This window comes from Psychrobacter pasteurii, from assembly GCF_900162815.1.
Classification (GTDB): Bacteria; Pseudomonadota; Gammaproteobacteria; order Pseudomonadales; family Moraxellaceae; genus Psychrobacter; species Psychrobacter pasteurii.
Genome location: NZ_FUGD01000076.1, coordinates 64,891 through 89,961, shown reverse-complemented (window position 1 = coordinate 89,961; position 25,071 = coordinate 64,891). Strand labels below are relative to the sequence as shown.

At 41.4% G+C, this 25,071-nt stretch carries 21 protein-coding genes; 8 read left to right on the top strand and 13 right to left on the bottom strand.

What is annotated here, in order from left to right; all coding sequences use genetic code 11:
• Positions 1-156 precede the first annotated feature (156 nt).
• Positions 157-1,581 carry a DUF3631 domain-containing protein gene (locus tag A1232T_RS06540; RefSeq protein ID WP_167367044.1) on the top strand — a complete coding sequence of 475 codons (1,425 nt, stop codon included), beginning with the start codon at positions 157-159 and terminating at the stop codon, positions 1,579-1,581.
• Positions 1,582-2,596: 1,015 nt separating this feature from the next.
• On the opposite strand, the gene A1232T_RS13705 is transcribed toward A1232T_RS06540, so the two are convergent.
• The 4 genes from A1232T_RS13705 to A1232T_RS06525 form a co-directional block, all read right to left on the bottom strand.
• On the bottom strand, positions 2,597-2,722 hold the full coding sequence (locus A1232T_RS13705) for a YHYH domain-containing protein (protein WP_095532735.1): 126 nt from the start codon (positions 2,720-2,722) through the stop codon (positions 2,597-2,599).
• A 126-nt stretch (positions 2,723-2,848) separates the two neighbouring features.
• Positions 2,849-3,232 carry a hypothetical protein gene (locus A1232T_RS06535; RefSeq protein WP_077448659.1) on the bottom strand — a complete coding sequence of 128 codons (384 nt, stop codon included), beginning with the start codon at positions 3,230-3,232 and terminating at the stop codon, positions 2,849-2,851.
• 3 nt (positions 3,233-3,235) lie between these two features.
• Positions 3,236-3,550 carry a hypothetical protein gene (locus A1232T_RS06530; protein WP_077448658.1) on the bottom strand — a complete coding sequence of 105 codons (315 nt, stop codon included), beginning with the start codon at positions 3,548-3,550 and terminating at the stop codon, positions 3,236-3,238.
• 12 nt (positions 3,551-3,562) lie between these two features.
• Complete coding sequence (locus tag A1232T_RS06525; RefSeq protein ID WP_077448657.1) at positions 3,563-4,981, bottom strand: hypothetical protein; 1,419 nt, start codon at positions 4,979-4,981, stop codon at positions 3,563-3,565.
• 405 nt (positions 4,982-5,386) lie between these two features.
• On the opposite strand from A1232T_RS06525, the gene A1232T_RS06520 reads away from it, so the two are divergent.
• Positions 5,387-6,178, top strand: coding sequence for a putative hydro-lyase (locus A1232T_RS06520; RefSeq protein ID WP_077448656.1), 792 nt, complete (start codon positions 5,387-5,389; stop codon positions 6,176-6,178).
• A gap of 84 nt (positions 6,179-6,262) precedes the next feature.
• Here A1232T_RS06520 and A1232T_RS06515 read toward each other — a convergent pair whose 3' ends face one another.
• Together A1232T_RS06515 and A1232T_RS06510 are read right to left on the bottom strand one after the other, a co-directional pair.
• On the bottom strand, positions 6,263-7,390 hold the full coding sequence (locus tag A1232T_RS06515; protein ID WP_077448655.1) for a M14 family metallopeptidase: 1,128 nt from the start codon (positions 7,388-7,390) through the stop codon (positions 6,263-6,265).
• Positions 7,391-7,457: 67 nt separating this feature from the next.
• Complete coding sequence (locus A1232T_RS06510) at positions 7,458-8,555, bottom strand: Calx-beta domain-containing protein (protein ID WP_077448654.1); 1,098 nt, start codon at positions 8,553-8,555, stop codon at positions 7,458-7,460.
• Between the two features lie 349 nt (positions 8,556-8,904).
• Between A1232T_RS06510 and dnaE the strand changes: the two genes are divergently transcribed.
• From dnaE to cysE, 3 genes are all read left to right on the top strand, one after another.
• Positions 8,905-12,528, top strand: a complete 3,624-nt coding sequence (gene dnaE, locus A1232T_RS06505; protein ID WP_077448653.1) for a DNA polymerase III subunit alpha — start codon at positions 8,905-8,907, stop codon at positions 12,526-12,528.
• Positions 12,529-12,710: 182 nt separating this feature from the next.
• On the top strand, positions 12,711-13,607 hold the full coding sequence (locus A1232T_RS06500; protein ID WP_077448652.1) for an RNA methyltransferase: 897 nt from the start codon (positions 12,711-12,713) through the stop codon (positions 13,605-13,607).
• Positions 13,608-13,660: 53 nt separating this feature from the next.
• A complete protein-coding gene (gene cysE / locus A1232T_RS06495; protein WP_077448651.1) occupies positions 13,661-14,524 on the top strand; it encodes a serine O-acetyltransferase in 864 nt (287 codons plus the stop codon).
• Positions 14,525-14,571: 47 nt separating this feature from the next.
• Here the strand turns inward: cysE and A1232T_RS06490 are convergent, their stop codons facing one another.
• The 6 genes from A1232T_RS06490 to pheA form a co-directional block, all read right to left on the bottom strand.
• Positions 14,572-15,243 carry a hypothetical protein gene (locus A1232T_RS06490; protein ID WP_077448650.1) on the bottom strand — a complete coding sequence of 224 codons (672 nt, stop codon included), beginning with the start codon at positions 15,241-15,243 and terminating at the stop codon, positions 14,572-14,574.
• A gap of 69 nt (positions 15,244-15,312) precedes the next feature.
• A complete protein-coding gene (gene folB / locus A1232T_RS06485; protein ID WP_077448649.1) occupies positions 15,313-15,693 on the bottom strand; it encodes a dihydroneopterin aldolase in 381 nt (126 codons plus the stop codon).
• Between the two features lie 62 nt (positions 15,694-15,755).
• Positions 15,756-16,715, bottom strand: coding sequence for an EamA family transporter RarD (rarD, locus tag A1232T_RS06480; RefSeq protein ID WP_077448648.1), 960 nt, complete (start codon positions 16,713-16,715; stop codon positions 15,756-15,758).
• 205 nt (positions 16,716-16,920) lie between these two features.
• Complete coding sequence (locus A1232T_RS06475; protein ID WP_077448647.1) at positions 16,921-19,218, bottom strand: bifunctional prephenate dehydrogenase/3-phosphoshikimate 1-carboxyvinyltransferase; 2,298 nt, start codon at positions 19,216-19,218, stop codon at positions 16,921-16,923.
• A gap of 105 nt (positions 19,219-19,323) precedes the next feature.
• Positions 19,324-20,427: a histidinol-phosphate transaminase gene (gene hisC / locus A1232T_RS06470; RefSeq protein WP_077448646.1), complete on the bottom strand. Its 1,104-nt coding sequence runs from the start codon at positions 20,425-20,427 to the stop codon at positions 19,324-19,326.
• 69 nt (positions 20,428-20,496) lie between these two features.
• Positions 20,497-21,675 carry a prephenate dehydratase gene (pheA, locus tag A1232T_RS06465; RefSeq protein WP_244152401.1) on the bottom strand — a complete coding sequence of 393 codons (1,179 nt, stop codon included), beginning with the start codon at positions 21,673-21,675 and terminating at the stop codon, positions 20,497-20,499.
• Between the two features lie 321 nt (positions 21,676-21,996).
• Here pheA and A1232T_RS06460 point away from each other — a divergent pair, with 321 nt between their 5' ends.
• Positions 21,997-22,944 (top strand): transaldolase, encoded by a 948-nt coding sequence (locus tag A1232T_RS06460; RefSeq protein WP_077448645.1) that lies wholly within the window; start codon positions 21,997-21,999, stop codon positions 22,942-22,944.
• 112 nt (positions 22,945-23,056) lie between these two features.
• On the opposite strand, the gene A1232T_RS06455 is transcribed toward A1232T_RS06460, so the two are convergent.
• Positions 23,057-23,644 (bottom strand): adenine phosphoribosyltransferase, encoded by a 588-nt coding sequence (locus tag A1232T_RS06455; RefSeq protein ID WP_077448644.1) that lies wholly within the window; start codon positions 23,642-23,644, stop codon positions 23,057-23,059.
• Positions 23,645-23,842: 198 nt separating this feature from the next.
• Here A1232T_RS06455 and A1232T_RS06450 point away from each other — a divergent pair, with 198 nt between their 5' ends.
• On the top strand, positions 23,843-24,007 hold the full coding sequence (locus A1232T_RS06450; protein ID WP_077448643.1) for a rubredoxin: 165 nt from the start codon (positions 23,843-23,845) through the stop codon (positions 24,005-24,007).
• 49 nt (positions 24,008-24,056) lie between these two features.
• Positions 24,057-25,022 carry an alpha/beta fold hydrolase gene (locus A1232T_RS06445; RefSeq protein ID WP_077448642.1) on the top strand — a complete coding sequence of 322 codons (966 nt, stop codon included), beginning with the start codon at positions 24,057-24,059 and terminating at the stop codon, positions 25,020-25,022.
• The last annotated feature ends 49 nt before the right edge of the window (positions 25,023-25,071 follow it).

Genomic DNA, 25,071 nt, shown 5'->3' with positions numbered 1-25,071 from the left:
CAATAATCTAGTCGGGTTATTTTAGGCTTCTTCATGACTATTATGGTACTACGCTATGCTTTAGGTTGGCAATATATCTCTGGTTTTGCGTAAGTCCTAATATTAACAGATGGCTTGATAGCCATGACAACTCATCTAATGATGAGGAGCATAGTCATGAGTAAAACCAAAAAGTCTCTCGATATCAAACCCACTAATAAGCAGTTAGCTGATCCAATAAAAAAGCCAAGCATCCTGCTAGATGCTCAGCTTGAGAAAACACTTTCAGATGACATCGACAAGCCATCAAATGATAGTTTACCACAGCCTACACTAAAAGTTAGCTCCGATTTGGCTCAAGCTACGATTGATCGTCTAGCTACACTATCAGAACTAGACTACGAACTACAAAGAGTTGCAACTGCCAAGTTTTTAAATAACATGTCAGTTAAAGCTTTGGATAAATTAGTTAAAAAAGCTAAAAAACAATCTGATTCTCAAAATTTTGATAGTTTAGTAACTGATGTAGAGCTTTATGTAAAATCCATAGATAATGTGAATGATATCGCTGACGAAATATTTCTAATTTTAGATGAGCATATCGCTTGTACTGATGCAGTTAAAGTCGCAACGACGCTTTGGATAATCATGACTTGGTGTATACCAGCGAGCTACATTTTACCAATAGCCTGGATAAATGCACCTGAAAAACGTTGTGGAAAAAGTACACTTTTAACATTAATGAGTCGTATGAGTAAGCGTTCTCTGTCGACGTCAAACATTACAGGTTCCGCATTGTTTCGATCAATTGAACAGTATAAACCTTCATTGTTTATTGATGAAATCGACACATTTATTAATGATAATGAAGGGATTCGAGGAGTATTAAATGCTGGTCACAGTAGGGATAACCCCTATATTATACGTTGCGTCGGTGATGACAACGAACCTGTACGATTCAACGTATACGCCCCTAAAGCGATTTCAGGAATAGGTCGAATCCCTGATACTTTAATCGATAGAGCTATACCTCTCACTCTACGCCGCAAGAAGAAAAATGAGACAAAAAAGCGAGTTCGTGACCTACATTTAAGTACTACTAAGCTTATACAGTCTAAACTAGCTCGTTGGTCAAATGATAATATGTCTGCAGTAAAAACTGCAAGTCCCATTTTACCAATTAACATTAATGATCGCGCGCATGATAACTGGCAGATACTATTTAAAATAGCTATGCTAGTGAGTGATCAGTGGTTAGAAAAAACCTACCAAGCATGCATGGAAATATCGGGTGATAACAATAATGAACCAAGTTCTAACGAGCAACTACTTACCGACATCCAAACCGTCTTTAATTTAACTCAAACGAATCGACTGCTTAGCAGAGATTTATTAACTGAGTTATGTCGAGATCCAGAGATGAATTGGTCGACTTACAACAATGGTAAACCTATCTCTATGCGCCAGATAGCTCAAAAGCTAAAAGGGTTCGGCATATCATCTAAAGACTTACGGGCACTTAATTTTCATGGTAAAGAAGTCCGTGGTAAAGGCTATGACATACAAGACTTCGAGGATGCTTTCTTACGTTATTTGACGTAGATCTTAGGTTTTTCTTAATGAAAATATCGGATCTTCACTGGTAAAGTTTCATACAAATTATTTATTCTATGTGGCTCTGCATGCACTCTGACGCAACGTCGCTTGTTTGTAGGGCTACACGCTTTATGGTACTTGACTTGTCACGCTGTCACGTTTAAACCCCTGACCCTATTACTCTGCCATGAAATGGGGACAGTAAGGAGTTTAACTTTTCATATAATCAAATAAATCACTATTATAAAAAAACTTCGAATTCATAGCTTTGTTTAAAGCTATGCTAGTTCCTAAATTAGCTATTAGACAACTTCTCTTAGAACATTAAACTATATTTATCATCCCGCTTATTAATATCTATCTATTACAAGTAATCTTTTTTTAAATAATAACTTAAGCGTTCAACTTATACTAGTTTCTAAAGTTATGTTCTTTCATATTAGTGTTCACTAAGTAAATGAACTACCCTCCCTTATTTAGCCGTGACAAAGTGACAACCTCCATATATTCTAATTTTTAGCTAAATATTTACAGCGATGATAAGTTAGCAAACTATGGGTGAAGAACTGCAGTATTAGGTGTATATACTCTGGCTGTAAAGGATTGATGTATCCTAAAAAATCCTTGTATAGAAACTTGGTATGAGAAAAAGCTAAGACAGTCTAAAATTGTAGTTGATAAAACTCAGTAGCAGCTTGTAGACTATCAATCATATTAAAGATAAAACCATCTAACTTAGAATTAATAACGAAATTATTTTGGAATAATTTTATCTTGAGCTAAGAAATAAAAGTAACACTTATTGTATGTTGTACATACTGTTGTACATATAATAATAAAAATTACTGTATGCCTTTAAGATAAAGGCTTTTATATTTTAGTTTTGTTCCCTGTGAGCGCACCACTTGCTGTATTTCAGCATCACTGTCTAATAATCTATCTCTTATCTCAACAAACAAAAAAGGGCCGTAAAAATATTAAGTATCTTTACGGCCCTTTTTATTTAAATGCAATCAATTGCTTAGTGACAGTGATAAACACCAGTTTTGCTATTGGTATGACAACCAGCTGCATCTGTTCCACCACTATGCGCCACAGCAGTAGTCGCTAATGTCGCTGAAACTATGATAAATAATAATTTTTTCATAAAAACTCCTTTTAATGGATACTAAATAAAATATATAAGCTGTGATTATATTCCATAACTATAGATAAAAGCTCTTTAAAAAAGAAAATAATAAGCTTTAAATCCTAATAAAAACACTATGTCTTACTACTGATTCATAAGACGAAGAAACTGCGGATTAGTTACCTGCATTTGCATATTATTTTTATACTCTTCAATCTTTCCTCTAGCACAGAACCTTCTTCCTACAAACCCCTCTATGCTTCCAAAGCGCTCTTCGAACCATCTGTAATCGCTATCCCACACTAAGACAGTTAAAGCTTGGTTAGGATATTTTTTATCTAAGTTAAGATAGTGTCTATTAGAAAGATGCTTAACCTGTGCCAAATTTCCACACGCCATAACTGTTTTCCCAACATGAAATGGTGCTTTAAATGCTTCAATCTTAGGCTCATTAGCATTTGATGCTATTGAGCATAGGCTAAATATCGAAATAGCGAGTGTTACTACTATTTTGTGCATAAATTTCATCCTTTAAGTCATATAAATAAATTTGAATAAAAACACAATCAATATGACTCCTAAAGAGATACTCGCTAAACTAAATAATACTTGCTTATTCGATAGACTTCCCTCAAGTACATTATCTATTTTAGTTTGATTGGTTAGTTTAATGTTCTCATTAATGATACATAATCGTTCATTTTCTATTTGATCGTCAATACGCTTTCGTTCTATCTCTTTTTGTTCCTTAGTATCCTTGTCTTTCTTAATCTTCTCCCCTTTGTCGCCTATCTCATAAATAATACCTATTACTAAGATAAAAAAGATTAGCCCTGCCCATCCCATAAACTTTCCTTATTATTTTATTTTATTAGCAGAAGCTAGCTTTATTTGAGGTATGCCTTTGTAAGTATCTATTGAACCCTCAACACACATACTTTCCCCTTCATATTGGTCAAGATCACCGAAGTTACCCTTATCCGAATCCCACACCACAATGGTTGCCTCTTGTTTTGGATAAGAAGCTCCAAAGTTAAGATAAGTACCCTTGCTAAAGCTTTTAACCTGAGCAATGTTTCCGCACACTACTTTATAAGCGCCAATATTATTTCTAGCTTCAGACGCAGGAATACTGTCCGAAATAGCCTCCTCATAATTTATGTTTGTTGGTTGTTGGTAGCTAGCTGTTGGCTCAGTTATAGCCTTTACTTCAGACTTTTCAATTACTTGTTCAGGCTCTTCCATTACTTGAACAGGTGCAACTTCCGCCTCTGATGTCGCAGGGATTGATAACAGAGTGCCTTCAACCTCAACTACGCCCTTTTTTTCATTGGTGTCCACATTAATATCATCATAAGAAGCAGACTCTTCGTCATATATATCCACAGACTCACTAGATGATTCCATTTGATTAGAAGCTAAAAACTCATCTTTGTTAACCTGACCAAAATAAGCATTTGCACCAATAGCAGTCACTATTAGACTGGTTACTCCTATCGCAATCATATGCTGTAATTTTAGACCTGATTTTTTTGTAGTGGTCTCTTGCACACCATCTGTACTCTTAACTCTTGTATCTGTATCTACGTTTGAGGTTGAGATAAGTGCTGGGGTTTGGCTGGATGAATATGGTAGGGTTAGCGATACTGAAGGTTGATTCTCTAATTTAGAGGCATTACTTTCACCCACCTTATCAACTTTATCTTGAAGAGCTGAAATCGCCGCTTGTAAAGCTGCTAAATCTTCTTTAGTTAAGGCTTCTTGGGTGTCATGTTTACTGTTGTTAGCTTGCTCCGCTTGCTGTTGCTTAATTAGCTCCAGTTCCTTTTGATAGTCTTCAATCCTTTTAGCGGTCTGTTTATCTACAATCTGTTTAGTTAACTGGTTTTTACTTTGCAAATCTAAAGTGTACTTAATTTCATTTATAATTTGATTGGGATGATTGAGCATTGTTTTATTGGTATATCTAAGTAGAACTCCATACTCTCTAAGCAACGCATTTTGTCGACTTAACATATCATTAAACTCATGATAACTAAGTGCTTTCCAAAGTCCATCTAACTCTATAGGTAGTAAAAAGCCTTTAGATTCATTAATAATCATGAAGTCGATATACCGATTGCCCCCATGAGCATCTCTAAAGTGATACTGAGTTTTAACATCCTCAGGCTCTATGTCTTCAATTCTAGTGAGTACAGTCCTCACAAACTGCTCTTCAAATCCGGCAATATGCTTCAGATTATCTTTGTTTGCTGCTATCCATGTTTCCCAGTCCATCATGTTCTCTTAAAGGTTATTGATCGTAATAACTATCGGTTAATATTTTTCTCGAAGCTAAAAACTAGCGATGATCCATTGTAAGATATCTGTAATATATATCTATTTACTTTTAAAACCTACTTAAATATTTTTTATTATGACTCTTTTTTTATGACACAAGTCGACGCTGAAAAACTCATAGCTTTTATTTGGTATCTTTAGGGGAGTTTAGTTATTTATTAGATTAAAATTGAGTTATATTTCAAGGATAAGCCATGACTAATTAGCAGAGTTTTTTGATATAGCCAAAAGGCTGCTTTCAAGCTATATTGAAAGTAATTAATATTAAGCCCTAGTTTTACAAATAAATCTTAGGCTGCAACTTATATACCATACGTATCATCAACAATTGGGAAATTAGCCATGTTAAACCTTGCAGACCTTTCACCAAATGAAGCACGTGCACTCATTAGAGCAGGCAACCTCGACCAGCCCACATCAGGCATGTGCAAAGGTCATGTTCAAGCCAATCTGGTCATCGTTTCCAAATCTCTTGCTTATGACTTCCTACTATTTGCTCAGCGTAACCCCAAGCCTTGTCCTATCTTAGATGTAACAGATATCGGCAACCCAGAACCCAAGTTTATGGCACCAGGTGCTGATCTGCGCTACGACTTAGCCAGATATCGTATTTATAAATACGGGAAATTAGTTGATGAGGTATCAAATTTAGAAGATTATTGGCAGGATGATTTGGTTGGCTTCTTATTAGGCTGTAGCTTCTCGTTCGAGTCTGCTTTAATGAACGCTTCTATCCCAATTCGTCATATTGAGGACAATCATAACGTTCCAATGTACATCACCAATATAGACACCGTACCCGCCGGCGCCTTTAGTGGCAAAATGGTAGTCAGTATGCGCCCCATTCCCTATCATCAAGTCACTCGCGCAGTGCAAGCCACCTCAAGATTCCCACAAGTTCACGGTGCGCCTGTTCATATTGGCGATCCAAGCTTAATTGGGATAACTGATATTAATAAGCCTGACTTTGGTGACGCTTCTCGTATTGAGAAAGATGAAGTGCCTGTGTTTTGGGCATGTGGTGTCACCCCGCAGAATATCGCTATTACATCGAAGCCTGAGCTTATGATTACCCATGCGCCAGGTTATATGTTTATTTGTGATCCTAAGGATGAAGATTTGGCTGTGCTTTAGTGAATAATCAAGGTCATATTAAAAAAGCCCTCCAAGCTAAGCTTAGAAGGCTTTAATATTTTATGATTGACTTAGAATAAAAAACTAACGAAGCTCATCCACAACAGCAAGCATAGCCACAAGTGAGGCCTCACCAAACTTAATAGAGCGCTCAGGCGACCAACCTGTGTCTTTATTGGGTAAGTTAACGTTATCTTTAAATGGCATCTCAAGCGTATTAGCTAGACAGTCATAACGCTCAGCAACAGCATTGGTTGCCACTGTCATGTTAGCTTGACCTGGTGCATCAATCTCATAGCCAAATTCTGTTTGGAAATCAGCACTGGCCAAAAGTAGCGCATCTGAAAACTTCTCACGTAAATCAGCCAGACGATCGCTATAGCTTGGCGTACCTTGCGAGCCCGCTAAGAACACATAAGGCAGCGCCTCATCACCGTGCACGTCATAGAATAGATCTACGCCGGTTTCGTCCATTTTTTTCATAACATGGAACACTTCAGGACTTTTCTCTAAGCTTGGGCTTTCCCATTCACGGTTTAAGTTAGTCCCCACAGCGTTAGTACGCAAGTGTCCGCGGGCACTACCATCAGGGTTCATATTAGGCACGATATATAGGTTCGCTTTTTCAAGCAAACGCTTGCCAGTTGGGTTATCGCCATCTAGCAGGCTATATAATAATCCTTCAATTAACCACTCAGCCATTGTTTCGCCTGGGTGCTGGCGAGCTGTAATCCAAATATTAGGCTTGCTGTCATCACCATCGCCCACTTTAACTAAGGTCAAGTCACGCTTGTCTAATGTTTCACCCAAGTGCTCTAAGGTCACTAGTGGATGCACTTGGACCGCCGCTAATAAGTCCTGGTGACGCTCATAGCTATATGGCGCAAAGTAGGCAATTTGAATGGTTTCGCATTCAAGCTCAACTTCTATACTTAGCTTACCGTCTTTATAAGTGGTAGGTAGTCGGAACCAATAATCGCGGTCATAAGAAGCGACCGCTTGGTAGTCATTCCAGCCCTCTACGTAAGATGCCTCGCCAGCATTGACGATATTTAGCACATACTGCTCACCCACTTCACCGGTCAAGCGAAAGTTAAACCACTGAAAAAACTCATCACCAAAATCGGGACGAATCTTCAACTGAACGTCTTGTTTGTCTTCTAAGCTTATAACTTCGATATTACCGGCATCAAAGTTGGCAGAGATGTGCATAATATTTCCTTAATAACCTTTAGTGAAAAGTCCTATTATACGAAACTACAGCACTTTTTGATAAAGTTTAATAGGCAGCCAACACACTTTTCTGTATTCCTGATTTTGTGTGATCAATTGAGATCGCTTTAAATCCACCACCAGTGACATGATTCAGCTTAACTGTGATGCTATCTGATGCTTCACCAATACACTCGTCTAAAGCCTCAATATCAAAGTCCATGCTGCAACTATTTGCAGGTAATACCATTTTGGCAACCCCAACGAAATCCGTACTATTCATCGTGGTGCCACTAAAGTGAATATCTGTCACGACATCCGTTTTAGCAGTATTAAACTTCCCTTTTGCATCGCGAAGCTGTATGCCAAATCGGCCCGTATGGCTATCGACTATAAAAACGAAAGCTGAGGTTGAGTTTTGATAGTACTCATCGGTAAGGCTAGATAAACCCGACCCTTCTATAATCTTGGCATGAACCGGATTGGCCAATACCACATTAAAGACACCATTATTTTGATGATATTCCTCTCCTGTGATAGGAATGGTCACGGTATGAGTGGTTATGCCAGGACCGAAAATCAAAGTTCCCGAATCTATCTGGTAATCTTTAGCTTCTTTTGCTGTAATATCCCCGATAATATAATCTACTGAGGCCTCTTGGGTTAAAGCCGCTCCAGATAATACAATCGTAAACTCTGCAACACCTGCCACTCCATCAACCGTTACCTCTGCCACACTCAAACAAGCTTGAAGATTATCTATAATATCTACTTCTGCAAAGTTACGGCTATTATTAATGCTTATGTTTTCAAAGCCACTTTCTTTAATATCTTTTAAGGCAATACCAATATTACCTATGTCTTTTGCTTGAAGATATTTTTCGGCAAAGGCATCAAACTCTGTCTTACTTGACCCACAAGCAATGATGACAACTGCACTGCCGATATACTCATCTCCATTCTCTGCTGTGCCGGTGCAAACCACATTTACTGCCACATCTTCACACGCCACTACCAGTTCATCGCTATTATTTCGTAACTCAAGGCTAAAATTTGAAGCCTCTCCCTCATTAATACTATCTGCAGCATTAATAATAGACACTTGAACTGACTCTATTTTTTTTGTTTGCGTGCTAACAACTGTGGTTGCTTTGGTATTCTGCATTCTCTTTCCTTGATTGAGTTACCGATTAATTGTCATTAAAGCACATTAAATAAAAGTTAATTATGAAATATTAGTTACACAGCTATCTAAAACAACAACACGAAGTTACAACTTTGATTTTGCAACTTGAAGTACATAAATGAGCGTAAAAATGCTATAGTTAGCCTCAACTCAAACCTTATATTTTTTTGTTAAAATCACAATAACCAAAGCAGTAAATCTTTCATTAAGCTATTGAAAATATATAGCTTTTCTCTAAAGTTAACTTTAAAAATACTATACGTTCAGACGCAGTTGTCTCGCCCACAATCTTGCTTGTTCTAATCCGTTTATTAAAATCAGGTCGTTTATGGCATTTGTACATTTAGGCATCCACAGCGAGTTTTCAATTACCGACTCTATTATTCGCATCAAACCTTTAGTGAAGGCAGCCGCTGCTGATGGTCAGATGGCATTGGCCTTAACAGACTTATCTAACCTATATGCCACTGTAAAGTTTTATCGTGCCTGCCTAGATGCAGGGATTAAGCCTATTATTGGGGCAGAAATTATTTTAGAAGATGAGTCTACTCGGCTTACCTTACTGGCGATGAATAATGAGGGCTATCAAAGCATCACTCGCATTGTATCGCTAGGATTTACAGAAGGACGCATGAACCCTGAAAACAGAGGGGTGCCTATTGTCAATAAAGAGCATTTATTGGCCAATAGCGAAGGGGTGATTGTCTTATTTACCGAAAAATCAGATGTGGGTCATGCGTTAATGGGCTCAAATCCTGAACGAGGCCATCAGCTGCTAACAGAGTACCAAGCTGTGTTTGAAGACCGTCTGTACTTTGCCATCAAACGCACCAGACGCGTCGGGGAAGACACCTTTATTGAACAAGCAATTTTGGCCGGTCAACGTCATGGTATCGCTATCGTGGCGCATAATGACGTGCGATTCTTAGTAGAAGATGACTTTGACGCTCATGAAGCGCGAGTGTGTATTGCCTCCTCTCACGTTTTAGCAGACCCCAACCGCCCCCACGATTACTCAAGCGAGCAATATCTAAAAACTCAAGCTCAGATGGTGGAGCTGTTCTCAGATATCCCTCAAGTAGTCGAAAATACCGTTATTCTAGCTCAGCGCTGTAACGTGACTTTAACCCTAGGCATCAACGTACTGCCTGAGTTCCCAGTGCCAGAGGGTGAGACCATCGAGACCTTCTTCCGTAGTGAATCTCAGCGCGGCCTAGAGGCTCGTTTGGATAAGCTATATCCGGTTGATGAGCGTGATGACACTTGGCCTGAGGTGCGTAAGCCTTATGATGAGCGTCTAGAGCATGAGCTTAACATTATCTTATCGATGGGTTTCCCTGGTTACTTCTTAATCGTTATGGACTTCATCCGCTGGGCCAAAGCCAATGGCGTACCAGTAGGCCCTGGCCGTGGTTCAGGTGCTGGATCCTTGGTGGCTTATGCGCTAAACATTACTGACCTTGATCCGCTACATTACGACTTACTGTTCGAGCGCTTCTTAAACCCTGAGCGTGTGTCCATGCCCGACTTCGATATCGACTTTTGTATTGAAGGCCGAGACCGAGTGATTGAGTATGTGGCCAGTCAGTATGGCCGTGAAGCGGTATCACAGATTATCACCTTTGGTACCATGGCGGCGAAAGCTGTGGTGCGTGACGTGGCACGAGTACAAAGTAAATCTTACGGCCTGGCCGATAAAATCTCTAAACTTATCCCAAAAACTCCCGGTATTTCTTTAAAAGATGCGCTATTAGAAGAGCCGCAACTAAAAGAGCTACTGTCTAATCCAGACAATATGGATTATGAAGATGCCAATGAGATTTGGGAGATGGCCTTAAAGCTAGAAGGCATTACCCGTAACGTTGGTAAGCACGCTGGGGGTGTCTTGATTGCGCCCAATAAAATTACTGACTTTAGCGCCATCTATTGTGATGAAGAAGGTCACCGCGTTAGCCAGTTTGATAAAGATGACGTGGAATCTGTGGGTCTAGTTAAGTTTGACTTCTTGGGCCTGCGTAACTTAACGGTCATTAATGCGGCCGTTAAGAACATCAACGAGCGACGTGCCCGCGAACAAAAACCGGCGCTTGAGCTAGAAGACTTGCCACTTGATGACAAAAACGCTTATAAACTGCTGCAAGAAGCTAAGACCACAGCGGTATTCCAGCTAGAGAGTTCGGGTATGAAAAAGTACCTGTCGAAGCTGCAGCCAACCAACATCGAAGACGTGATCGCCATGTGTGCTTTATACCGTCCAGGCCCTCTAGATGCCGGGATGGTAGAGATGTACATTGACCGTAAGCACGGCCGTGAAGAGGTGGTGTATGACCATCCTAACCTTGAGCCCATTTTAGAAAACACTAACGGGGTTATTGTTTACCAAGAACAGGTAATGCAAATCTCGCAGGTTATGGCAGGTTATAGCTTAGGCGGCGCTGACATGCTACGCCGCGCTATGGGTAAGAAAAAACCAGAAGAAATGGCCAAACAGCGCGACATCTTCGTTACCGGTGCCACAGCCCAAGGTATCGATCCTGTAGTATCAGGCGGTGTGTTTGACTTGATGGAAAAGTTCGCCGGTTACGGATTTAACAAATCGCACTCGGCCGCTTATGGGGTACTTGCCTATCAAACCGCTTATCTAAAATATTATTATCCAGCAGAATTTATGGCTGCGGTATTAACCTCTGATATGAACAACACTGACAACGTGGTGTTCTTTATTAATGATTGCCGTGAAAACTTCAATCTAACGGTCGACAACCCTTCTGTTAACCGAAGTGAGTGGCACTTCGTCGCTGATAAACCCACCAATATTATTTATGGCCTTGGTGCGATTAAAGGCGTCGGTGAAGGGGCGGTTGAATCAATCGTACATGCCAGAAGTATGGGCGGTCCATTTACCGATCTATATGACTTCTGTCGCCGTGTAGATATCAAGAAGGTTAACAAGCGCACTTTAGAAGCGTTAATCAAATCTGGCTGTTTTGATGACTTTGCCATTACCCTGCGCCCTGACTTAGAAGATGATCAGCACCATCAAATCCGCGGTGCTTTAATGGCGCAGCTGCCAAGTGCAGTACAAGCGGCTGAGCAAGAACGTCAAAATAACGAAATGGGCATGATGGATTTATTTAGTGAAGTGGATAACGCCACCACTGCCCCACCATTGCCAACAGGTCCTGATCTGATTTGGGGAGACAAACATCGCCTAAAAGCTGAAAAAGACACTTTAGGGCTGTATTTGACAGGACACCCGATAGATCAATACCGTAAAGAAATGGCTGTCTATACCAGCAATGCGCGCTTAGATAACTTGTCTGATACCGGTTACAACGGCAGCACTTTGTTTGCTGGCTTGATTATGGATATCGCCAACTTCGGAAACCGCTGCGTGATTACCTTAGATGATGGCACAGCACGACTTGAAGTCAGCTGTTATGCTGAGCGCTTTAACCGCATTAAAGACAAACTCAAAGTCGATGAGGTCATCGTCATTAAAGGCGGTATTCGAGACCGTGATGGTCGCTTATTTGCCCGTTTAGACAACGCTTATACCCTACTTGAGTGTCGTCAGCGCTGGGTGAAAAAGATTAGCATTAAGATTCACAGTGCAGATACTCGCCTGCTAGACTCATTACAGCCTTTACTAAAACCTGCTCAGCTCGATATTATACCAAACCTTCCTGCTCCTTCTTTTGAGGAGGAGGTTGATGATAATAACGCAATGGAAGCTTATTACAATAATGAGCAAGGCGGTATAGGGGGCATCTCACCGGTGCCTATTAATCAAAATGATGGCTGTATCCCGGTTGCCTTAAACGTTTATACCGACTTTGCTATTGCCAGTGTCAACTTAAATGACGATTGGCGACTGTATCCGACGGATGAGAACTTAATGCAGTTGGGTATTGTGGTGCCAGAGGATAATTTGTATTTCCATTACTCTTAATTGTTGTAAATAGCGACTCACTGATGCCTGCTTTTGCAGGCATTTTTGTTAATCAGATACCCTCTGATTCGGCCTTGATTGGGTGTAATCAAATAGCTTTTCACCCAACTTTTCTTTAAACTAACTGATCACTTGCGATGAGTTTCAACGTTTTAAATCCAACTCTTTAAATAAGACAAATAATGACTGCGCCTTCTTCTGCAAAACATAGCTCCACCAATACCGAAGCTTTAGAGCCTAATGCTTTATTAAACCAGCGCCTAAAAAATATCAAAATAGTCATGGTAAACACTACCCTGCCTGCCAATATCGGCTCAGCGGCCCGTGCCATGCTAACCATGGGGCTAACGGACTTGGTTGTAGTTAATCCTAAACATCCGATTGATGAGGACAGTGCGGCTCATGCCGCAGGGGCAAAGTCGGTATTAGATAGCTGTACGGTGGTAGAGACTTTAGAAGACGCTTTAGCAGATTGTCATTTAGTATTTGCAGCAAGCAGTCGCCAAAGACATATACCGCGCCCTGTGGTTACACCTAATGAAGCTGCCGACATCATTCTATCTAGACCAATGGATGAGACCAAGGTTGCTGTCCTCTTTGGCCGTGAAGACCGAGGTCTTACCAATCAAGAGTTGGCCATGGCAGACTATCACATTCAAATAGACGCCAATCCAGATTATCCTGTGCTAAATGTGGCATCAGCGATACAAGTGATCGCTAGCTTTTTTTATAGCCGTTTTTTAACACACGACTTAAATGCTGTAAATCCATGGAGTCTGGCTAACCCAAGCTTAAGCTCAGCAGTTGAAACAGCTGATCCGACTGATAACAACCCTCAAATTGAAATTAAACAAAGACAAAGCTGGGACACGCCAGCGATAAACCAACAGCAAAAAAACCAACTTCAAACGCGAATTATTGAGCTAATGCAGCGTTTAGAGTTAGTAGAAACCACAGAAACTGATAAACTAAGAGAGCTACCGAGCCGACTGTCACGTTTACTGTCTAGAGTGCAGTTGGATCAAAAAGAGTTTGAGATTGTAAGCTCTATTATTGCTAAGATTAAACGAAAGTTGTAACTTAATAGCGACCCATATCTTTAACCCCACTGATAATAAAATAAGACAATCATATGAGACTAATTAAAGCCCTAAAAAAAGCCAAGGCCTCATTACAAGAGGATATTGCAGCTGTATTCGAACGTGACCCAGCAGCCAGAAACAGCACTGAGGTTTTACTGACCTATCCAGGCATCCACGCCTTAATGCTGCATCGCGGTGCTCATTACCTTTGGAATAAGGACTGTAAATTCTCAGCCCGAGCTATCTCTTATGGTTCTCGCATGCTTACCGGCATTGAAATTCATCCGGCAGCTCAAATTGGCAGACGATTTTTTATTGACCACGGTATGGGCGTTGTGATTGGCGAAACGGCCAAGATTGGTGATGATGTGACCTTATATCACGGCGTGACCTTAGGCGGGGTTTCACTGGGTCAAGGCAAGCGTCACCCTACGCTAGAAGACGGGGTTATCGTCGGCGCTGGCGCCAAAGTACTAGGCCCCTTCACTGTAGGTAAAAATGCCAAAATTGGGTCTAATGCGGTTGTGGTAAAAGAAGTGCCTGCCGAAGCTACTATGGTAGGAAGTGCAGCCAGAATGATTAACGCCCCATCTGAAATCGAATCAGAGTCTACCCCTGTCCAAACAGCTGGCTCATCAGACAGTAAGCCTGATTGTCCAGACAGCTCTAAAAACTATGACCAAGATCCTAGCAGTAAGCGTTTGTCTGAAAGAGTCGACTTTAGTGCTTACGGCCTGAACCCAGATTCTGAAGACCCAGTCGCTGAAGCCTTTAGCAAGGTGCTGAGTCACATTCAGCAGTCTGAAGCCCGTATTAACGAGTTACAAAAAGCACTTTGTCAGTTAGATCCAACCTTTAAGCCTAAAGACTGTGAAAAAATCTCAGTAGATGAGATTGATATGATTAACAATTAATAGTGTATTCGCTAAATTTCTTAGAGTTGAACTAGAACTATTAGAGCTTAAGACAACCACTGCTTTTTATACAATTCTGTTAAGCCTACCCATTCATGATGTTTGAATGGGTAGCGCTCCTCTACAGCGATTATCTTTCCTGAATCGGTCACAATCGCTAAGATATCAATATCTATAATAACCACTCGATTTTTAGGCTCAGCGATAGATTGCAATAACTCATCAACCTCAAGCTGATTAATCTTCTCTGCTTCATAAAAATCTTGCTGAATCTGCTTTTCAATCACCTTGCTGGCTTTTACCAGCTCCCCTAGACTTAAGGTTGGCTGCTTAGAGACTCTCAAATCCAGATAACCGCACTGGTTGGTATAGTCAGGCTTAGGATTGTCAGCCGTGGCAGTATAATCTGGATTGATAAACTCTGTAGACCAATACGCTTTACTCGCCTTTGCTTCAAGTACCGTCCTAGCTTGCTGCAAATGATAGCTTGCTTCTTGATTGCTGCCTAACTCAACAATATAACCCACAGGGGTCATCTCAGAAATTTGTAATAAAGGCTGAACCTCTGCAATGATTTGCTGCTTAATGTCATCTGATATATCTGAGTTTAAATCACTTAAGTTTAGATTGCTTAAGTTATTTAACTGTTTTGAAATGCTTAGGCTATTTATATTAGCCGCATCCATAGCGCCTTCTTCTGATAGTTTATGACTGCACATTAATAGTTAACCCCTCACGGTTTTTTTGAGATTCAATACCTTTATGCTCAAACTAGCTATGAGGCAGACTTAGCTTGCCGTAGAGGTGCGTACAATTTGCACCGCAACGGCATCAGCTTCCGGAATTGCGGTGGGTTTTGCGACACTAACCTCCACTTGAGTGGTGTTATATTTGCTTAAAATATGCTCAGCAATTAGTTCAGCCAGTCGCTCAATCAACATGGCTTTGGTCTGTTGACACAGCTCAGTGATGTCATCGCACACCTCTTTGTAATTAATGGCGTCTTGGATGTCATCACTTTTGCCCGCTTTAGTAATATCTGTGGCCATAGACACATCAATAAGCAGAGGCTGCTTAATTTTTCGTTCCCAGTCAAATACCCCTATTACCGCATCAACTTTCAATCCTTTAATTTTCACAAAATCTGTATTTTTAATTGTTTTACTCATAACTGTCTTCTCGTCTTTTAAATCAGTGCTTAGCTTCGTTGGTATAAGGGTCTTTATTAGATTTACTGGTTTTCAACCGAGTTATTTTTTAGCATTTTAGAAGGTCTGTTTTGCCACAAATCAATACTAAATAAAAATAAACCGAACCAAATCAGACTAAAAATCATTAATCTTTGGCTATCAAAAGGCTCATGATAATAAAAGACTGCCAATAAGAAAATGATAGTTGGCGTCAAATAGTTCATGAAGCTTAAAATACTAAAGGCCACCATTTTGGTTGATTTATTAAATAGCAGCAAGGGTATCAAAGTAATCGGGCCGGCTAGCATTAAAAACCAAATTTTATTACTTAGCCAAAATGACAAAGAGGAGCTGGCCACATCAGAGCTCATAAACCACCAGATACAGATAGGCACCAACAAGGCGGTCTCTATAAACATAGCGTCTACGGCTTGTAGCGGAGTGCGTCTTTGCATCACCCCATATACGCTAAAAGAGCAAGCTAGGACCAAAGACACCCAAGGCAGACTGCCGAGCATGACCACTTGAATCAACACCGAAGCTAAGGCAAAAGCCACCGCAATCCACTGTAAAGGGCGTAGTTTTTCTTGTAAAAACACTAAGGATAATAAGATACCAATCAGCGGACTGATAAAGTAGCCCAAACTGGCCTCTAAAATAAGATTGGCATTGACCGCCCAAACATAAGTAAGCCAGTTAACAGCAATAATAATGCCAGATAAAAAGGTAATCCAGATTAAGCGGGGATTAGACTTTAAAGTGCCCAGCCACTGCCAACGCTTAGTCACAATTAAAAATACGGTTAGACAGGCGAAAGTCCAGACAATACGGTGTCCAATAATCTCAACCGCATTGTATTCTCCCAACTGCTTAAAATAAAAAGGAAAACTTCCCCAGATGGTAAAGGCGGTCAAAGCCGTAAGAATACCCTTGCTGGTGGTTTGTACTATTGCGGTTTTGGGTTTGGTCAGTGTGCTGTTGTTTGAGGTGGATAAAGACATATAAACAATCCAGAGTACGGCTTACGATGTGTGAGTGGGTCTATTTGTTTTTTATAGTTATTAGCTATCTATTATATAGTCTGAAACTGGACAGCTGTGTATTATCTTTATTTAAAACAGCAAAGCCACCCTTATTAGGATGGCTTTTTGATAAGTACCTCTCAGCTTTTATCCAAATTTTGATTGAACAAGCTTAAAGGTGAGCTTATACCGATTTAATTGCGATATTCATGCCCAGTCTGTTACACAGCTCAGCAAATCCTGGGAAGCTGGTATTGACCGTTTCGACCCCTTCAATTTTGATGGTGTCACTTGCTCTTAAGCTAGCTACTGAGAAGCTCATGGCAATACGGTGATCATGATGCGAATAAATTTCTGCACCCCCAAATACTGCTTCTGAGTTATCGCCTCCTTTGCCTTCAATGATAATACCATCTTCAGTTACAGTACAGTCCACACCCAACTGAGTCAGACCATCGGCCATAACTGCAATACGATCAGACTCTTTGACACGCAGCTCTTTGGCACCTGTTAATACGGTTTGACCTTCAGCACAGCTGGCAGCAACAAACAATACTGGGAACTCATCAATGGCCAGAGGTACAAGCTCTTCAGGGATTTGAATGCCTTTTAGTTGTGACGATTTAATCGTAATATCCGCCACAGGCTCACCACCGACGAAGGTCTCATTACTGATAGTGATATCAGCATTCATCAGCTTTAAGATATCGATCACACCTGTACGTGTGGGGTTCATGCCCACTTTGGTAATGGTAAGCTCACTGTCTTTGGCAATGGCTGCAGCAACCATAAAGAAGGCAGCTGATGAAATATCGGCTGGCACTGCAATATCACAGGCTGTTAGTTTACCGCCGCCCACAACACTAATCTTGTTGTCTTCAACTTCAACATTGTAGCCAAAGGCACTTAACATACGCTCTGTATGGTCACGGCTAATCTCAGGCTGAATCACTGTGGTTTTACCTTCTGCCCATAAGCCTGCCAATAATAAGCAAGATTTAACTTGTGCTGATGCCACTGGCATATCATAAGTAATGCCTTGTAGCTTACTGCCTCGCTTATCGCTGCCAGTAATACTAATCGGAGCAGTACCACGCTCCCCTGTGGTTTGCAGCGTAGCACCCATTTCACGCAATGGTTTGGCCACACGCTCCATAGGACGCTTTGATAAGCTGGCATCACCAGTTAACACACTGTCAAATGGCTGAGCGGCTAAGATGCCTGATAATAAGCGCATGGTAGTGCCAGAGTTACCCATGTACAAAGGCGTTCTGCTTGGTTTTAGGCCATTAATACCCACACCATGAATGGTCACTTGCCCATTTTCTGGACCCTCAATCGTAACCCCCATATCTCTAAAGGCTTGAAGCGTTGCTAGTGCATCTTCTCCTTCCAAAAATCCGGTGACCTTGGTAACCCCTTCGGCCAAACTTCCAAACATAATGCTGCGGTGAGAGATAGATTTATCGCCCGGAACAGTCATGCTGCCATTCACTGTGGTACTTGGAGTAATAATGTATGCGCTAGAGGCTTGATTTGAGGTTGCCATAGAGTTGTCCGTATTAGAAGGGTCCGTTAGTTTTTTAGTATAAGGGGTGCTGGTCAGCATATGACCAAAGTGTTTTCTGGCGGATTGGGCCCGGCCCAGTAAACCCAGTAATTGAGTAGAATCCTCATTACTGATTAAACTGCGTAAGTTTGATAAATAACTGCTGTATTCATCCAAAGCATTGATTAAAGCTGGCTTATTGGCAATAAAAATATCATGCCACATCACAGGATCACTGGCTGCAATTCGGGTGAAATCACGAAAACCACCGGCAGCATAGCGAAAAATATCCATATTGTCATCATGACTGGCCAACTGCTCAACCAAGTTAAAGGCCAGCAAATGGGGTAAATGACTGGTATAAGCCAATACCTCATCGTGATGCTCAACGTCCATTTTCATTATTGTGGCGCCCACGCCTTCCCAAAGCTTAGCCACTTTATCAATGGCTTTAGGGTCCGTGGTCTTTAATTCACAAATGATTAGACTGTGATTGACAAACAAGTCACTACGGCGAGCATTATAGCCTGACTGCTCCGCACCAGCGATGGGGTGTGCAGGCACAAAACCTGAAGGCAGCTCTTGAAACACTTCTTTGGCCGCTTCAACCACATTGAGCTTGGTACTACTGACGTCACTGATAATACAGTCAGCTTCAATTAGGCCTTGCTGCATCGCTTGTTCAATGTCTTGAAAGATGGCGCCGACTGTTTTAACTGGGACCGCGACAATGATGCAGTCACTGCCTGCCACCACATCCAATAATGAGTCACCGCCTGCATCTATGACCTTGTCTGCTAAGGCGGTTTCAATACTGGCAGCATGCCTATCTACCGCCACCAACCTTCCAACCAGCTGTCTGTCTCTGATAGCTTGAGCCAAGCTTGCGCCAATTAAGCCCAAACCTATTATACAGACCTGTTCAAACAGCATTTTTTATTAACCTATTCTTATTATCTGAGTTATCAGGACATTTATCCTGACTGTGCTTTTTATTGTAATAGCTAAGGCTTCTAGTAAAACTGTAGTATGCCAGCTCTACATAGATTCCAAGGTATCACGTAGGGTATCTATCAGACGTGTATTGTCCTCTGGCGTTCCTACCGTAATACGTAACCACTCATCAAGGCCATATCCTGCCAACGGACGCACTAAAATACCTTGCTCTAATAAGGCTTGATTGATGGTATCAGCGTCGCCCACATTGACCATGACAAAGTTGGCATACGACTTCACAAAGCCAAGGCCTAGCGCATCAAACTGCTTACAAATCCAGCGCATCTGACCATCATTAATCTTATGAACTTTGGCAATAAAGTCTTGATCGGCTAATGCAGCCACCGCAGCGGACTGCCCCAATAAGCTGACGTTAAACGGCTGTCTGATACGGTTTAGCATATCTGCTACATTAGGGTGACTTAGGGCATAACCTACACGTAGACCTGCCAGCCCATAAGCCTTTGAAAAGGTTCTTACTAAGATGACATTATCAAAATCGTCAATTAACTCACGGTTGTTACTGTCTGGGCAGTATTCAATGTACGCCTCATCCAGCACTACCAACACGTGTGAAGGCACTTGTTCTACAAAGTCGCGAATGTCTTCTTTGCTTAGCAAAGTACCTGTTGGGTTATTGGGGTTAGCAATAAACACCATACGCACATTATTGTTCTGCTGTACGACCTCAAGCATCGCCTGTAAGTCATAACCATAACGCTTAGCAGGCACTTCAATACCTGTAGCGCCAATCATTTTGGCCAGCATAGGGTACACGATAAAAGAGTACTCGCTATACACTATGGCATCTTTATGGCTAACAAAGGTGCGGGCAATAATGTCTAATAGGTCGTTAGAGCCATTACCCAAAGTGACTTGGCTGCTATGCACATCATTAAAATCTGCCACAGCTTGCTTTAAATCTACCGCATTACTATCAGGATAGCGGGCCAGTTGATCCAGCTGCTTAGTAATCGCCAACGTCACATAAGGAGACGATCCTAATGGGTTCTCGTTACTACCAAGCTTTAGGACATCATTAACCTCATATTCCCGCTTTAAATCCTCAACAGATTTACCGGTTTGATAAGCTTGTAGTTTTAAGATGCTATCGTAAGCTGGGGTTAAAAATGTTTTTTCAGTCATGGTATTACCTAATTTAAAGACAAATAGCCAATGGGTAACTGCTACTGGCGGATTAAAAGCAATTTACATCTAAATAACGGCTTGAGGGTAAGAGCCTAAAAGTCTAACATCGCGCACTAAAGGACGAATCTCCTCAATAGCGGCTCGAACATTTTCATCTTCAATATGACCTTCCATATCGATGAAGAAGACGTATGACCACTTGTTAGGGCGCTCAGGGCGGGTCTCAATACTGGTCATAGATACCCCATGCTTAGACAACGGCTTCAAGATTTCAATTAAGGCCCCTGCCTTGTTATGAGCTGAAACTAAGATAGACGTTTTATCCTGACCTGACGGAGCGATATCTTCACGGCCAATGATTAAGAAGCGAGTGGTGTTGCCTGGGTTGTCTTCAATGTTCTCATGCAGCTTATGTAGATCATACTCTGCTACAGCCACATCACCTGCAATCGCTGCTGAATGCCACTCATTTTTTAACCTGCGCGCCGCTTCACCATTACTTGAAACTTGAACTCGCTCGACATTAGGATAGTTGACATCCAACCAATGGCGACACTGAGCCAATGACTGCTGATGCGAGTAAATACGGCTTAAGCTATCGACTTTAGTGTGTTCTGCCACTAAGAAGTTGTGATGGATGGGCAGTTCAACTTCACCGATGATTTTTAGTGATGAAGTTAAGAAGCCATCTAGCGTATGGTTGACCACCCCTTCTGAAGAGTTTTCTACTGGTACCACACCATACATGGCAGACCCTGCTTCAACTTCACGGAAAACGTCAGTAATGGTAGTTAGAGGTACAGTAGTTGACGCTTTACCAAAGTGCTTTAGTGCCGCAGCATGAGTAAAGGTTCCGACAGGGCCTAAGAAGGCAATCTTTTGCGGAGCTTCTAAATCTAGACACACAGACATGATTTCGCGGAATAATCGCGCCATCTTCTCGTCACTAATAGGACTGTCTGAAGCTTGGTTACGCTTCATGATATTTTTTAATACTTGTGCTTCACGCTCTGGACGATAGAAGATAGGGTTTGAATCCACCTCATCTGCGTGTTCTTTTTTGAAAATTGCCACATCTTGAGCAAGCTTGGCACGATTACTAATGAGCTGTAAAATTTCACCATCCACTTGGTCAATTTTTTGGCGTAGTTCAACCAATACATTTTCAGGGGCTGAAAATTGTTCAGCACCTGTCTTTTTTGTATTGTTCTCAGCGTTATTATCGTTATTTGTTGACGAAGTCATAAAAAAGCCTATGGGTCATGTTATGATAGTTGGATACGTTACAAGTCATAATAAAGTAACTATAACAAACTTACGCCCTGTTAAGATAGCGTCGTTTAAGTTGTAAATACACTTCCCTCCCATTTTCAGCAGATTTGTGGATAGGTAAGTGTATTTTTTAATGGTATTTAGCTAGTTTAATACTCTGGCAAAATTAACGCTAGAGGGTCCACAGCTTTATATTAAGTTACTGTATTTGTTTACTATATTAACTTAGCACATAAAGCTGTGAGGATACCCTTAATATTTTTTAATCCCATAGAAATAAATTAGGAATAGATGATGAGTGCCTTATCACAATTGCAAACCATGACTACTATTGTTGCTGACACCGGAGACTTAAGTGCTATTGCTCGCTTAAAGCCGGTTGATGCCACAACCAACCCCAGTCTAATCACCAAAGCACTCACCCACCCTGATAAGCAGGCCATGTTATCTGATACGTTAAACCGTTTTTCTAACTACGGCGATGACATGATTGATAAGGTTATCGATGATTTAACGGTACAAGTGGGCTGTGACATTTTAAAGCTAATCGATGGCCGTGTATCTACTGAAGTCGATGCTAGATTGTCTTATGATACTGAGGCTACTATCGCTAAAGCTCATGAGTTCATGGCAGCTTATGAGCGTGCTGGCGTAGACAAAGATCGCATCTTGATTAAAATTGCCGCCACTTGGCAAGGCATTAAAGCTGCTGAACAACTTGAAAAAGAAGGCATTCACTGTAACCTAACTCTGATTTTTGGCCAACACCAAGCTGTGGCTTGTGCCGAAGCGGGCGTTACCTTAATCTCACCTTTCGTCGGCCGTATCCTTGATTGGCAAAAACGTGAGCAAAACCGTCAGAGTATTCCAGTAAGTGAAGATATGGGCGTTCAGTCAGTTAAACGCACTTATCAGTATTACAAGCAGCATGGCTATAAGACTCAAGTCATGGGCGCAAGCTTCAGAAGTGTGGATCAAATTCTAGCGTTAGCAGGATGTGACCTACTGACTATTTCACCAGATCTGTTAGATGAGCTAGCAGCTTTAGACACTAATGTTGAGCAAGTGCTTTCAGCAGATATGGCCAGCGAGACTATGCCTAAAGTAAGCTTGTCGGAAGCAGAGTTTAGTGCTGAATACGAAAAAGACAGCATCACTCAGCATTTATTGCCTAAAGGTATTGATGGCTTTATCAATGCCCGTGATGAGTTGGCAAAAGCGTTAAAACAGTTAAGCAAATAAGCCATTTTTGCTTAAAGCAGCTGTATTTAAGCTGACAGTTTTTAAACTGACTGTATTTAAACCAAAAAAAACTCTACGCTAGCGTAGAGTTTTTTTATTAGCTGCCAAAATATTAGCCTTCTAATACGGTATAAACTGGTACTGGGAAAGGCTTGTGTAAATCTACTAAATCTAATAGTACCAACACGCCTGCCACATCGTGACCCGCTTCTTGACATAAATGATAAGCGGTAGTTAATGTCCCACCAGTGGCCAAGATATCATCGACCAATAGCACTTTACGAGGGGCCATACCTCCTTGGATCTCTAAGGTATCGCTGCCGTACTCTAAAGCATAAGACTTATTGGCCACAGGAGGTGGTAGCTTACCTGGCTTACGCAGCAATACCATGCCTTTGCCTAATCTTCCTGACAACAAACTTGCAAACACAAATCCTCGGGCTTCAACGGCCACAAAACAGTCGATCTGCTCTAATAAGCCTTCTGGTAAAGCCGCCAACATACCATCAATAACTTCATCAACATGATCTAGTAGTAAAGGAGTGATGTCGTAAAAATCAATACCAGGCTTTGGAAAGTCGGGAACCGTGCGAATGGCTTTCCACAAGTCATGCTGTCTACGGTTTTGTAAGGTTTCATTGTTCACTGGCACCGCGCTTGTCTCTTGTGAGTTTGAGAGGCTTTGAGGATTGTCACTCATAAGTTTTCCATCAGTTAGGGTCGGGGTCTAAAATAAATAAGCAGAGCTACTATTTTAACAAAACGCTTATTTTAGCATATCAGCTTGTTTGAGTCTTACTGATACACCCTTAAAATCGAATACCTGTTATCAAGCTTGTTTGCTATAATCAATGCCCAAATTTAAACCTTAACCTTGTGGTATATAGAGAGCTGTATAATGAAAAAATGGGAATGCATAATTTGTGGCTGGGTATATGATGAAGAATTAGGTTGCCCAGAGGAAGGCATTGCACCTGGCACCAAGTGGGAAGATATTCCTGATGATTGGACTTGCCCTGAATGTGGGGTGGGTAAATTAGATTTTGAAATGCTAGAAATTTAGTTTACTTTAGTAATTACGGCTCAAGGCAACAAAAAGGATTTAACTTACAATGCAAAACAATGTCTTCAATAAGTATGATTGGTATCCGTCTCCTATTTCAGATTTGATGCAGCAGGCCATCATTCCGGTCTCTGAAGACATTGAGCTTTGTGTTGAAGTGGGTGGCAATCCTAAAAACCCGCCCTTATTGCTGATTATGGGCTTAGGCTCACAGCTTATTTTTTGGCCTGAAAGCTTCGTTAAACGCCTAATTGATGCCGGCTTCTTTGTCATTCGCTTCGATAATCGTGATATTGGTTTATCTACTAAAATTTCACGCTCAGACCTACCTAGGGTCAACACCATTGCCGCAATGATGAGGCTGCAGCTAGGGTTAGATAATTCAAAATTCCCAGTCCCTTATCGACTAGATGATATGGCAGAGGATACCGCCGGCTTAATTCAAGCTTTAGGGTTTCGTCAAGTCCACGTCCTAGGCGCCTCAATGGGAGGGATTATTGCCCAGATTTTAGCCGCCAAACACCCTCATTTGGTAGGCCGTTTGGCCTTGGTCTTCTCCACTCATAATAAACCTTTATTAGCACCGCCTCGCCCAAAGCAGCTTTATACCTTAATCAAGCGTCCCAATAGTCACGAAGAAGAAGATATCGTGGAGCATGGCAAATGGTTTATCAAAACTGTGGGCTCACGAGGTCATATCGATGAGGACGCTGTGGCTGAGGTTGCTAAATTAAGATATCAGCGCTGTTTTTATCCCGTTGGTACCGTGCAACAGCTCAAAGCCATTTTGATGACCGGCTCAGTACAGCCTTATAGTAAAGAGATCAAAGCACCGACCTTGGTGATGCATGGCAGCCATGATGGATTATTACCACCTTCACATGGCAAAGCAGTCGCCAAAGATATTCCCAATGCAACCTTTAAGCTTATCAAAGGCATGTCACACGACTTACCTGAATACTTCCAGCCCTTTATCGTCTCTGAGCTGAAAAAGCACATGTTGCAAGTCAGCTAACTGTCATCAAACTGACATTCAAATACTCTAGTCTTCTGTAATGATAGCC

Bases quoted from the DNA above. Each gene is read 5' to 3' on its own strand.
- dnaE (WP_077448653.1), top strand. From the start codon at position 8,905: ATGGCATTTGTACATTTAGGCATCCACAGCGAGTTTTCAATTACCGAC.
- A1232T_RS06535 (WP_077448659.1), bottom strand. From the start codon at position 3,232: ATGAAATTTATGCACAAAATAGTAGTAACACTCGCTATTTCGATATTT.
- A1232T_RS06450 (WP_077448643.1), top strand. From the start codon at position 23,843: ATGAAAAAATGGGAATGCATAATTTGTGGCTGGGTATATGATGAAGAA.
- A1232T_RS06460 (WP_077448645.1), top strand. From the start codon at position 21,997: ATGAGTGCCTTATCACAATTGCAAACCATGACTACTATTGTTGCTGAC.
- A1232T_RS06490 (WP_077448650.1), bottom strand. From the start codon at position 15,243: ATGTGCAGTCATAAACTATCAGAAGAAGGCGCTATGGATGCGGCTAAT.
- A1232T_RS06455 (WP_077448644.1), bottom strand. From the start codon at position 23,644: ATGAGTGACAATCCTCAAAGCCTCTCAAACTCACAAGAGACAAGCGCG.
- A1232T_RS06520 (WP_077448656.1), top strand. From the start codon at position 5,387: ATGTTAAACCTTGCAGACCTTTCACCAAATGAAGCACGTGCACTCATT.
- A1232T_RS06530 (WP_077448658.1), bottom strand. From the start codon at position 3,550: ATGGGATGGGCAGGGCTAATCTTTTTTATCTTAGTAATAGGTATTATT.
- A1232T_RS06445 (WP_077448642.1), top strand. From the start codon at position 24,057: ATGCAAAACAATGTCTTCAATAAGTATGATTGGTATCCGTCTCCTATT.
- cysE (WP_077448651.1), top strand. From the start codon at position 13,661: ATGAGACTAATTAAAGCCCTAAAAAAAGCCAAGGCCTCATTACAAGAG.
- A1232T_RS13705 (WP_095532735.1), bottom strand. From the start codon at position 2,722: ATGAAAAAATTATTATTTATCATAGTTTCAGCGACATTAGCGACTACT.
- rarD (WP_077448648.1), bottom strand. From the start codon at position 16,715: ATGTCTTTATCCACCTCAAACAACAGCACACTGACCAAACCCAAAACC.
- A1232T_RS06540 (WP_167367044.1), top strand. From the start codon at position 157: ATGAGTAAAACCAAAAAGTCTCTCGATATCAAACCCACTAATAAGCAG.
- A1232T_RS06525 (WP_077448657.1), bottom strand. From the start codon at position 4,981: ATGGACTGGGAAACATGGATAGCAGCAAACAAAGATAATCTGAAGCAT.
- folB (WP_077448649.1), bottom strand. From the start codon at position 15,693: ATGAGTAAAACAATTAAAAATACAGATTTTGTGAAAATTAAAGGATTG.
- pheA (WP_244152401.1), bottom strand. From the start codon at position 21,675: ATGACTTCGTCAACAAATAACGATAATAACGCTGAGAACAATACAAAA.
- A1232T_RS06475 (WP_077448647.1), bottom strand. From the start codon at position 19,218: ATGCTGTTTGAACAGGTCTGTATAATAGGTTTGGGCTTAATTGGCGCA.
- A1232T_RS06515 (WP_077448655.1), bottom strand. From the start codon at position 7,390: ATGCACATCTCTGCCAACTTTGATGCCGGTAATATCGAAGTTATAAGC.
- hisC (WP_077448646.1), bottom strand. From the start codon at position 20,427: ATGACTGAAAAAACATTTTTAACCCCAGCTTACGATAGCATCTTAAAA.
- A1232T_RS06500 (WP_077448652.1), top strand. From the start codon at position 12,711: ATGACTGCGCCTTCTTCTGCAAAACATAGCTCCACCAATACCGAAGCT.
- A1232T_RS06510 (WP_077448654.1), bottom strand. From the start codon at position 8,555: ATGCAGAATACCAAAGCAACCACAGTTGTTAGCACGCAAACAAAAAAA.